This is a genomic window from Bacteroides sp. Marseille-P8574 (assembly GCF_902825465.1).
In the GTDB taxonomy this organism is placed as follows: Bacteria; Bacteroidota; Bacteroidia; order Bacteroidales; family Bacteroidaceae; genus Bacteroides; species Bacteroides uniformis.
This window is the reverse complement of the sequence record NZ_CADEBE010000001.1, coordinates 617037-628489: the sequence shown is the minus strand read 5'-3', so window position 1 is coordinate 628489 and position 11453 is coordinate 617037. Positions and strand designations below refer to the sequence as shown.

The 11453-nt window shown below is 48.8% G+C and carries 7 protein-coding genes; 4 read left to right on the top strand and 3 right to left on the bottom strand.

Annotated elements, in window-relative coordinates:
- Positions 1–36 precede the first annotated feature (36 nt).
- The gene (mce, locus tag HUX74_RS02740; RefSeq protein ID WP_009036790.1) at positions 37–453 is read right to left on the bottom strand and encodes a methylmalonyl-CoA epimerase; all 417 of its coding nucleotides are present in this window, start codon (positions 451–453) and stop codon (positions 37–39) included.
- A gap of 289 nt (positions 454–742) precedes the next feature.
- Here mce and HUX74_RS02735 point away from each other — a divergent pair, with 289 nt between their 5' ends.
- The 3 genes from HUX74_RS02735 (at position 743) to HUX74_RS02725 (ending at position 5039) form a co-directional block, all read left to right on the top strand.
- A complete protein-coding gene (locus HUX74_RS02735) occupies positions 743–2230 on the top strand; it encodes a TolC family protein (RefSeq protein ID WP_138344831.1) in 1488 nt (495 codons plus the stop codon).
- A gap of 143 nt (positions 2231–2373) precedes the next feature.
- Entirely contained in the window at positions 2374–3735 is a 1362-nt protein-coding gene (locus HUX74_RS02730) for a sigma-54 dependent transcriptional regulator (RefSeq protein WP_138344833.1), read from the top strand.
- A complete protein-coding gene (locus HUX74_RS02725; RefSeq protein ID WP_138344835.1) occupies positions 3726–5039 on the top strand; it encodes a PAS domain-containing sensor histidine kinase in 1314 nt (437 codons plus the stop codon). Before HUX74_RS02730 ends, HUX74_RS02725 begins: the two co-directional genes overlap by 10 nt.
- A 26-nt stretch (positions 5040–5065) precedes the next feature.
- Here HUX74_RS02725 and aspD read toward each other — a convergent pair whose 3' ends face one another.
- Both aspD and aspT read right to left on the bottom strand, forming a co-directional pair.
- Positions 5066–6685: an aspartate 4-decarboxylase gene (gene aspD, locus HUX74_RS02720; protein ID WP_119962035.1), complete on the bottom strand. Its 1620-nt coding sequence runs from the start codon at positions 6683–6685 to the stop codon at positions 5066–5068.
- A 276-nt stretch (positions 6686–6961) separates the two neighbouring features.
- Positions 6962–8656: an aspartate-alanine antiporter gene (gene aspT / locus HUX74_RS02715; RefSeq protein ID WP_174646157.1), complete on the bottom strand. Its 1695-nt coding sequence runs from the start codon at positions 8654–8656 to the stop codon at positions 6962–6964.
- Positions 8657–8844: 188 nt separating this feature from the next.
- Here aspT and HUX74_RS02710 point away from each other — a divergent pair, with 188 nt between their 5' ends.
- Positions 8845–11382: a DUF5686 and carboxypeptidase-like regulatory domain-containing protein gene (locus tag HUX74_RS02710; protein WP_174646156.1), complete on the top strand. Its 2538-nt coding sequence runs from the start codon at positions 8845–8847 to the stop codon at positions 11380–11382.
- The last annotated feature ends 71 nt before the right edge of the window (positions 11383–11453 follow it).

Below are 11453 nucleotides of genomic sequence, written 5' to 3'. Positions count from 1 at the left end.
TATACAATTTATGATTTGATGATTTTACAGTCTTGCTTATTCCGGTTTCTCGCAAAGCTCGGTCAGGACACCGAGAGTTGACTTCGGATGCAGGAATGCAATGTTCAGACCTTCTGCACCTTTGCGGGGAGCTTTGTCTATAAGGCGGATACCTTTTTCTTCGACTTCTGCAAGCGCACCGGCCACTCCGTCTTCAACGGCAAATGCCAGATGATGCATGCCGCCGTTGCCGTTGTTCTTCTCAATGAATTTGGCAATTGTGCTTTCGGGAGAAGTAGGTTCCAACAATTCGATCTTTACATCGCCCACTTTCAGGAAAGCGGTTCTAACTTTCTGATCTTCCACGGTTTCGATGTTGTAGCATTTCAAACCTAAAACGTTTTCGTAGTACGGAAGGGCTTCTTCAATGCTCTTAACGGCAATGCCCAGATGCTCAATGTGTGAAATCTTCATAACTATATAAATTAATGTTAGTATTGTATCCTTTTTAATAAAGGTATAAAGCAGCACAAAGAAAGAGAATTCTTCCTTAATAAAGAAATTTTTCATCAATTAATTCATGGATAATTGAACTTTAGAAGGATTTTTTCAGACTTTAGATAGAGACCGGTTGTTTTCCTGATATCGTCCGCTAACGGACATCCCCACTGTCCGAAAATGAACACTTACCCCTCTATGGAACCTTCCCGGCCACTTGGCACACTCTTTGCTTTTCTGTTTGCGACAATTTTAAAGATTGAACATGAAAAAGAATATTTTACTTGCAGTTTGTTTTTTGATGCCGTTGGCAACCATGGCGCAGAATGATACTTTGGGACATGAACGCAATATTACGCTGTCGGAGGCCATTGTACTGGCCCGTACGCAGTCTGTGGATGCTGCTGTGGCATTGAATGAATTGAAAACTGCGTATTGGGAATACCGTACATTCCGTGCGGACTTGTTGCCGGAAGTGAATTTCACCGGTACACTACCCAACTATAACAAGTCCTACAGTACCTACCAGAATTCCGACGGCTCCTATAGCTTTGTCCGCAACAATACACTGGGGCTGTCCGGCCAGCTTTCGGTAGACCAGAACATTTGGTTTACGGGGGGTAAGCTGTCACTGACTTCTTCGCTGGATTATCTCAAACAACTGGGTTCCGGAGGAGCGAAGCAGTTCATGTCAGTCCCCGTGAGTCTGGAGTTGACGCAACCGGTCTTCGGAGTGAATACCTTGAAGTGGAACCGCCGTATAGAGCCCGTACGCTATGCCGAGGCAAAGGCCGAGTTCATTTCAGCTACGGAAGAGGTGACGATGAAAACCATCACTTATTTCTTTGAGTTGCTGCTGGCCAAAGAATCGCTCGCTACCGCCATGCAGAACAAGACGAATGCCGACCGCCTTTATGAAGTGGCCATAGCCAAACGTAAGATGGGACAGATATCCGAGAATGATTTGCTGCAGCTTAAACTGAATTCATTGCAGGGCAAGGCCGACGTGACTGAGGCAGAGAGCAACCTGAATGCAAAAATGTTCCAGCTCCGTTCTTTCCTCGGGGTGTCCGAGCAGGAAAGCCTGAACCCGGTGTTGCCCGCCACTGTTCCTGATATAAAGATGGACTATGACCGCGTGCTGAACAAGGCACTGGAACGCAACTCCTTTGCACAGAACATCCGCCGCCGCCAGCTCGAAGCTGATTATGAAGTGGCAACGGCACGCGGAAACCTGCGTAGCATCGATCTCTTTGCCAGTGTGGGCTATACGGGGCAAAACCATGAATTCTCTTCAGCCTACCGGGACTTGCTTGATAATCAGATTGTGCAGGTGGGCGTCAAGATTCCTATCCTTGACTGGGGCAAACGCCGCGGCAAGGTAAGGGTGGCAAAGAGCAACCGTGAAGTGGTTTTATCCAAAATCCGCCAGGAACAGATGGACTTTAATCAGGACATCTTTTTGCTGGTGGCTAACTTCAACAACCAGGCGCAACAGCTGGACATAGCCGAAGAGGCGGATGTCATTGCTGAGAAGCGTTACAAGACCAGTGTAGAGACCTTTATGATAGGTAAAATCAGCACCCTGGACCTGAACGATGCACAGAACTCTAAAGACGAAGCCCGTCAAAAGCATATTTCAGAGCTGTACTACTATTGGTATTACTTCTATCAGCTCCGCAGCTTGACCCTTTGGGATTTTGAACGCGATACGGAATTGGAAGCTGATTTTGAAGAGGTGGTAAGAGGATAAGTCGACGGGTTGCAAGTGATAAGTTATGAGTTATTTGCCGGTAAAAGTACCGTATATGCGATATTATAGGTAAATAACTTATAACTTATCATTCATAACTCTGCTTTTTTACTTATTTTTGCGGGAAACAAACTACAATTTTTATGATACTGATAATAGACGACGATAGTGCTGTGCGCTCTTCCCTCAGCTTTATGCTGAAGCGTGCCGGATATGAGGTGAAAACGGCTCCGGGCCCTCGCGAAGCTATGGATATAGTTAGGGCCGAAGCTCCCGCCTTGATTTTGATGGATATGAACTTCACTCTTTCCACTACCGGAGAAGAGGGACTTACCTTATTGAAGCAGGTAAAGGTGTTCCGTCCCGATGTGCCCGTTATTTTGATGACGGCATGGGGAAGTATCCAGCTTGCCGTGCAGGGTATGCAGGCCGGCGCATTCGATTTCATAACCAAGCCTTGGAACAATGCTGCTCTTTTGCAGCGCATCGAGACGGCCCTTGAGCTTACGGCCGCCCCGAAAGAGGTGCCGGAAGAACAGACTACCGCATTGAATCGCAGCCATATTATAGGTAAGTCCAAAGGGCTGATGGAAGTATTGAACACAGTGGCCCGCATAGCCCGTACCAATGCTTCGGTGCTGATTACGGGCGAAAGCGGAACGGGCAAGGAGCTGATTGCCGAAGCCATCCATGTCAACAGCCAACGTGTGAAGCAGCCTTTTGTCAAGGTGAATCTCGGCGGCATCTCGCAGAGCTTGTTCGAGAGTGAGATGTTCGGCCATAAGAAAGGGGCGTTTACCGATGCCAGCGCTGACCGTATAGGGCGTTTCGAAATGGCAAACAAGGGAACCATCTTCCTCGACGAGATTGGTGACCTCGACCCTTCCTGCCAGGTGAAACTGCTGCGTGTGCTTCAGGACCAGACATTCGAAGTGCTGGGCGATAGCCGTCCCCGCAAAGTCGATGTACGCGTCGTGTCCGCTACTAATGCAGACCTCCGTAAGATGGTGTCCGAACGTACTTTCCGCGAAGACCTTTTTTACCGTATCAACCTGATTACCGTAAAACTGCCCTCCTTGCGGGAGCGCCGTGAAGATATTCCTTTGCTGGCACGTCACTTTGCCGACCGTCAGGCAGAGGTGAACGGCTTGCCGCGTACGGATTTCTCGGCCGACGCTCTGAATTTCCTTTCCCGCCTGCCTTATCCGGGCAACATTCGTGAGTTGAAGAATCTGGTGGAGCGTACCATTCTGGTCAGCGGCAAGCCGGTGCTGGATGCCGCGGATTTCGATGCCCAATATCTGCGTCACGACGAACCGGCCAAAGCTGCCGAAGGTACTTCTTTTGCAGGTATGACTTTGGATGAAATAGAGCGGCAGACTATTTTGCAGGCGTTGGAACAGCATAAAGGGAATCTCAGTCAGGTGGCAGTGTCATTAGGCATCAGCCGCGCTGCGCTTTACAGACGTTTGGAAAAATATAATATTCAATTCCCGTGCGCATAAAATTCTTTTTCTTCATACTTGTCCTTTTTCTGCTCGGTCTGGGTGGAACGCTGGTATATCTGCTGAGTGGAAAGCCGTCTTTGTACCTATACGTGTTGGAGGGGCTCATCGGGTTTATCCTTATCTATCTGATAGTATTCTATAATAAGATAGTGAAGCCGATGAATACCATCGGCAGCGGTATGGAGTTGCTGCGCGAGCAGGATTTCAGTAGCCGTCTCAGTCGGGTAGGGCAGTACGAGGCAGACCGCATTGTGAATATCTTTAACCGAATGATGGAGCAGCTCAAGAATGAACGGTTGCGCATGCGCGAGCAGAATCACTTCTTGGATTTGTTGATTCAGGCATCTCCAATGGGGGTTATTATCCTGACAATGGACGATGAAGTGTCGCAATTGAATCCGATGGCGGTAAAGATGCTCGGTGTCCGTATGGAGGAGGCGATGGCAAAGCGGCTGGACCAGATGGACTCCCCGTTGGCTGCCGAACTTTCGTCCATTCCCAAAGACGAGACGGCAGTGGTCCGTCTCAATGATGCGAATATTTATAAATGCACCCATTCTTCTTTTATTGACAGAGGGTTCAAACATCCTTTTTTCTTGATAGAGCGTATGACGGAAGAAGTGATGCGTGCCGAGAAGCGTGCCTATGAAAAGGTAATCCGCATGATAGCTCATGAAGTGAACAATACCACTGCGGGCATCACTTCCACACTTGATACAGTGGAGCAGGCACTTTCTACAGAAGATGATATGGAGGACATCTGCGACGTGATGCGCGTCTGTACGGAGCGTTGTTTCTCGATGAGCCGTTTCATTACCCGTTTTGCAGATGTGGTAAAGATACCTGAACCTACCCTGGTGCCCGTCCAACTGAATGAGTTGGTGTCCATGTGCAAGCGTTTCATGGAAGGAATGTGCAATGACCGCAATATAGGGCTACGTCTGGAATGCGACCCGGAGGTGGGAATGGTGCGTATGGATGCTTCTCTTTTTGAGCAGGTGCTTGTGAATATCATCAAGAATGCTGCCGAAAGTATAGAGGGGGATGCCGGAGAAAACGGACAGCAAGGTGAGATAATAGTAAGGACCACTGCCCCCGCTTCTGTGGAAGTCGTTGACAATGGTCCGGGGATAAGTAAAGAGACCGAAGCTAAACTCTTCAGTCCCTTCTTTTCCACCAAGCCGAACGGGCAGGGAATTGGCCTGGTGTTTATCCGGGAAGTTTTGAGCCGTCATGGTTGCACGTTCTCCCTACGTACCTACAACGATGGATTGACCCGCTTCCGTATACTATTTAATTGAAATTTGAAAGTTTTACCTTTCACCTTTCAATTTCTGCTTTTAAAGAATTCTTTTGCATATTCGTCCAATATCCTTTTAATGCCTTGGCCGATGGTCGCATAGTCTTTCTCGTCCAGATTGGCGAGTGAGGCGCGCACGCTCCATTCGGGGCCGTCAAAACCACCGCCGTTCAGCAACACCAGAGAGGTTTCCTTGGCAAGGCGGAAAACTACGTTCAGCGGGCTGTAGGTACGTTTCAGATATTCTACAAAGTCGTCCCCATAGAACTTCTTTGCCCAAACCAGCATGTCGATTTCTGTATAATAACCTACGCGCAACGGGTCTTCCGTCAGCGTGAAACCGGTATTTTCCCAAAGGGCATGCAATCGGCGGCGGATAATCTCCTGCATCTTTTGCTTGTATTTGTTTTCCTTGTCCAGAAGGGCAAAGGCGGCGAAAAGGCCCATCTGCATCTGTTGTGGCAATGACAGTCCGGCGGTATGGTTCAGTGCCACCTGGCGACTGTCGGCAACCATACGGTCGATAAACTTCAGTTTTTCAGGTTCCAGAGTGAGGGTGGAGTAGCGGCGGTGCAGAATCTCCCGTTTCTCTTTCGGCAGTTTGGCTATCAGCTTGTCGAACAGATTGAATTCGTGCAGGGCAATGACCGCATTGCGCCATCCGGTGGCACCGAAGTATTTGGAGAATGAATAGACGCAAAGCGTATTGTAGGGAATTTCTGCCATGAACGAACGGAAGTGCGGACTGAATGTACCGTATACGTCGTCTGTAATAATCATCAGATTAGGGTTGTCATTTCTGACGATGCTCACGATGCGCGCCATTGTATCCGGACTGAGTGTGTAGCTGGGCGGATTACTGGGATTAGTGACAAAGAGGGCCTTGATTTTAGGGCTTTTCAAGCGGTCTATGTCTTCGTCGCTGTACTGCCAGAGGTGCATCCCTTCGCTATTCATGCGGTTGGCATGTATTTTGGTCACTCGAAACTGGTAGCGGCTGAGTTGTGGAATTTCAATATAGGGGGTAAAGGCAGGAACCATGAGGACGATGCCGTCCCCTTTGTTCAGCAGGAAGTTTTCCTGCAGGGAGTCGAATATATAGCACATGGCGGCTGTTCCACCTTCGGTGGCAAACAAATCATAGGCACCCCGGGGAGGACGGTTGTCGCACATCTCTTGCGAGAGATAGTCTTGCACAAGGATTTCTGTAAAATGAAGGATGCGGTCGGGCACGGGATACTGGTCGCCTACAATGCTTTCGGTCCATTCGTGTACAAGGCTGTCGGGGTCGGCGGCATGCTGCATCAGCAGGTAGTTGTAGGTTTGTTCCAGCAATTTGGCACCCGGTGCGTTATTGTTCTTTTTCAGGAAGGCTTCGAAGCGGGAGGCAATGCCTTTTTTTTCGGGGATGCCTGCAATGTCCTCGGGCAAATCCATGATGCGACGGCACTCTTCCAAGCCGAAGCTTCCCAATAGGAAAAAGGCCTCGCGTGGAGCGGTTGCAATCCAGTTGGGGTTGCCGCGCCCTGCGTTCAGCATGGTACGGGCGGTTTTCTTCAGACTTTCGTCTGCCATGTCTATCAGGCGGTTCTTCAGTTCGAAAGGACTGATAGATTCCATTTTCTTTTCTAAAAGTTTTGTATCCATAAGCTCAAGTTTAGGTTCGTTATTTATTGTTTTCAGTCATTCGGTGAATAATCTCTGTTCATGTGGCGGACTATTTCTTTCCTTGCTTGAAATTAATCGTCCGATATATGTTTCCTTTTCGTCCGACAGTTGTTGAATCATCGTCCGACAACTGTTGAATTATCGTCCGACAGCTGTCGGACGAATAGCTATTAGTGAATGGGTATATAGTCGCTTGCATTTCCGGCAATAATTCTTTGAATGCTTCGGATTAGTAAGCATTGACACAAAATCGTCTTATAGTAGCAAAACGATGACTACACCCCATATTATTAATAAGGTATTGCCCACGGCATAGGTCACGGTGTATCCCAGAGCAGGCGTTTCGCTCTCAACGGCATCCTGCACCGCGCCTAAAGCGGCCGTAGTGGTACGTGCCCCTGCGCAGACGCCCAAAGCCAGTGCCGGATGGAACTTGAAAACATACCTTGCCAGCAGCAAGCCGATAATCAGCGGCAGGGTGGTGGCTGCTGCTCCCACCAGAAACAGGCTGATACCTACGTCGTGGAAGCCCTGCACGAAACTGGGACCTGCCGAAATGCCCACTACCGCGATGAACATGTTCAGACCGACATTGTTCAACACCCATTGTGAAGGTTCGGGAATGCGCCCGAAGGTGGGGTGCTTACTGCGGAGCCAGCCGAAGAACAAGCCCGCAATCAATGCGCCGCCGCTTGTGCTCAAGCTGATGGGGATGCCGCCGATATGGACGGAAAGTGCTCCGAACAAACCTCCGATAAGGATACCCAGGCCTACGAATATCATATCCGTCTGGTTGGTAGGACGGTCTATATACCCCAGACGTTTGGCTGCTGCTTCCACTTCCTGCCTGGTACCTACCACTTCGATGACGTCGCCGGCATCTACTACCGTTTGTGCCAGCACGGGAATGGATATTCCGGCGCGCTTGATGCTCCGGATACTGACACCGTGCATGAACTTTTCCCTTCGGATAGCTGCAACCGTCTTGCCGGCAACCGTCTTGCGTGTGATTGTAACCGGTAACTTTTCCGCAGGAAAATCCAGGAGCTGGGCATCTTGTACTTCCGGCCCTATCCAGCTTTCTTCGCCTATGATATATTCACGGCATCCGCTTAGCACTACTTCGTCTCCCGGCTCTATCCGTAGGTTCATGCTGACTTCCACCACAATTCCGGATTTGCGGAGGCGTTCCACAAATAGACGTTTGTCGTGCTGCCGGAAGTAGACTTCCAGGTCAATCACCCGCTTTCCATTCTTGAACCATTCGTTTTCGACCCGGTAGGCACGGAAAGTGACGGGGCGTGCCGCCGGCATGAATCCCGGTTCGTCAGCCAGAGAGCTGCCCATCTTCGCCTCCAGTTCCTTGCAGGCGGCTTTCACCTTTTCCAGCCCGCCCAGCATCTTGGGACCGATGGATGATAGGACCCATGCCGAGCCTGCAGTACCGAAAATGTAGGTGACGGCGTAGGATACGGGAATGATGTTGACGTAACTTTGTCGTTGGGCCTCGTCCAGTCCCATATTGGCCATGGTGTCTTCTGCCACTCCGATGACGGCGGAGATGGTTTGCGAACCGGCCAGCAGTCCGGCAGCTTCACCGGCATTGTAGCCCATCATCAGGGCCAGCAGCCAGGTCACTAACAGTACGGATATACACATCAGTACGGCAAAGCCCACTTGGGGCAATCCGTCCTTTTTCAGTCCGCGGAAGAACTGGGGACCCACTTTATAGCCCACGGCAAAAAGGAAAAGCAGAAAAAATACCGACTTTATCGGACCCGGTACGGCTATATTCAGTTGCCCTACCAGTACGCCTACAAGCAGTACACTGGTCACTGTGCCCAGCGTAAACTTACCGATACGCAGTTTCCCCAGCCAGAATCCCAGGAATATAGTGAGGAAAATGGCAAGTTCGGGGCGTTCCCTGAGCTGGTTGAAAATCCATTCCATAATCAAGTTGTTTAGGTTATATATTGGTTGTTCCGATGCTTTCTGGAGCGTCGTTTCGCTATACAACGGCTTTTAACGGGAAGTGTTTTATACAAAAGGAGTTTTTTAGAACATTTATTCCGTAAAACCGAACTTTAAGAAAAAGTTTTCTTCCGTACCTTTGTCATCCAAATTAGGTAAAACAAGGTATGAAGTTGTTTTTTAGGGTATTTCTGCTTATCCAGCTGGTTACTCTTCCATTGAGGGCACAATATATGGTGCAAGGCGTTGTCACCGATTCGTTGACGAAGGAGCCATTGCCTTATACGTCAGTTTATCTGAAAGGAACTACGGAGGGAGGGATGACGGACAATAACGGCCGTTTTTCCTTCAAGACCTATCGCCCGGAGGCCACGCTGGTCATTTCGGCCGTGGGATATAATGAATATGTCCGGTTGATTCATCCCGCAAAGTCGTCTAAGTTCAATATAGTCCTTTCGCCAGCCACTTATGCACTGGATGAAGTGGTGGTGAAGCCGAAGCGTGAACGGTATAAGAAAAAGGATAATCCCGCAGTGGAGTTTGTACGCAAGATGATAGAGCATCGGGATGACTATTCGCCCGACGAACGCGACTTCTGGAAACGTGACCGCTATGAAAAGATGACTTTTGCCATCAATAACTTCGACAGCTTGAAGCAACAGAAGTGGCTTTACCGTAAGTTCAAGTTTCTGACGGATTATGTCGATACCTCTGCCGTTACCGGCAGGCCGGTACTGGCCATTTCCAACCGTGAGTTGCTTGCCACAGATTATTACCGCAAGTCTCCGCATAGCCGGAAACAGTGGGTCACCGCCCGCAGGCAGGCAGGAGTGGACGAAATGCTTTCCCAGCAGGGTATGGAGCAGGCTATCAGTGTCACCATGACCGATGTAGACCTTTATGAGAACAACATCACCTTGTTCACCAATAAGTTTGTCAGCCCGCTTTCCTCCCTTGGGCCGTCTTTCTACAAATATTATCTGATGGATACGCTTACCGTTGCCGGAAAGCCTTGTGTTGACTTGACATTTGTTCCTTTCAACTCCGAGTCGTTCGGTTTTACGGGACATTTGTACGTCATGCTGGACAGCACCTATTTTGTAAGGCGTGCCGTCATGAACTTTCCTCAGAAAATCAATCTGAACTTTGTGGACTACATGAAGATTGAACAGAATTTTGACCGCGCGGAGGACGGTACGAGGCAGTTGCTCAATGAGAGTATCACTACGGAATTCAAGTTGGTGGACAATAGTGACGGTATTTATGCCAAGCGGGATGTGTATTACAGAAACTATCAGTATGAACCGGATGACAAGGCTCTGCAGGCTTTCCGAAAACCGGAAAAGGTGATTGAAGAGGCATCGGCTTCCGGCTATTCGGAAGCATATTGGGATGCCAACCGCCAGGTGGAGGTCAGCAAGAAAGAGACTTCGGTGGACAAGATGATGGCCCAGTTGCGCAGCTATCCCGTTTATTTCTGGACGGAGAAAGTGCTGAAGGTGCTGTTCACGGGGTATATTCCCGCTCCGAAGGAAAAAGAACCTTTGTTCTATATCGGTATGATGAATACCACCATCAGCGGAAATACACTGGAAGGAGTGCGCTTGCGTGCCGGCGGTATGACGACGGCATGGCTCAATCCGCATCTGTTCGGCAGGGGGTATATGGCATACGGTTTTCGCGACCATCGTGTAAAAGGACTTGCCGAACTGGAATATTCTTTTCATAAGAAGAAGGAATATGCCAATGAATTTCCTATACATTCGTTGAAGCTCCGTTACTTGTCAGATGTCAATCAATATGGACAACACTATCTTTATACCAGTCAGGATAATGTTTTTCTTGCCTTGAAACGTCAGAAGGATGACCGTATCGGTTATCAGCGGAAAGCGGAGCTGACCTATACCAATGAGTTCCATTCCGGCTTTTCCGTACAGATGACGGCGCGCCTGCGTAAAGATGAATCATCCCGTCTGATTCCTTTCATCAAGCAGGATGACCGTAATACGTATGTAAAAAGTATTTCGACCAGTGAGCTGGAATTGAAGCTGCGCTATGCTCCCAACGAAAAATTCTTCCAGACCCAATGGAACCGCTTCCCTGTTTCGCTGGATGCTCCGGTCTTTTCGCTTACGCATACCATGGCTGCCAAAGGGGTACTGGGAGGAGACTATACCTATCACTATACGGAAGCGGGTTTTCAAAAGCGTTTCTGGTTCTCGGCATTCGGTTATACGGATGTTATCCTGAAAGCCGGAAAAGTCTGGAATAAGGTTCCTTTTCCTCTGCTTATCATTCCCAATGCGAACTTGTCCTATACCATACAACCTGAGTCTTATTCATTGATGAATGCCATGGAATTCATGAATGATGAATACGCTTCCTGGGATGTGACCTATTACTTGAACGGCTGGCTCTTCAACCGTATTCCTTTGTTGAAAAAGTTGAAATGGCGTGAAGTTCTTTCCTGCCGCGGTTTGTATGGGAATTTGAGCGATAAGAATAATCCGGCTTTTCAGCAGGATTTGTTCCGTTTTCCTGCCGGGAGTACCACCATGGGGCATACGCCCTACGTAGAGGCAGGCGTAGGCATTGAAAATATTTTCAAGGTGTTGCGTGTCGATTATGTATGGCGTCTGACTTACCGAAATTTACCGGATATAGACAAATCCGGGCTCAGAATCAGTCTGCACATGACATTTTAACTTAAATCTTACTAATAGGACATTAAATCGGATAAAATGACTAATCCCAATTGAGTAAAATACCCTAAATT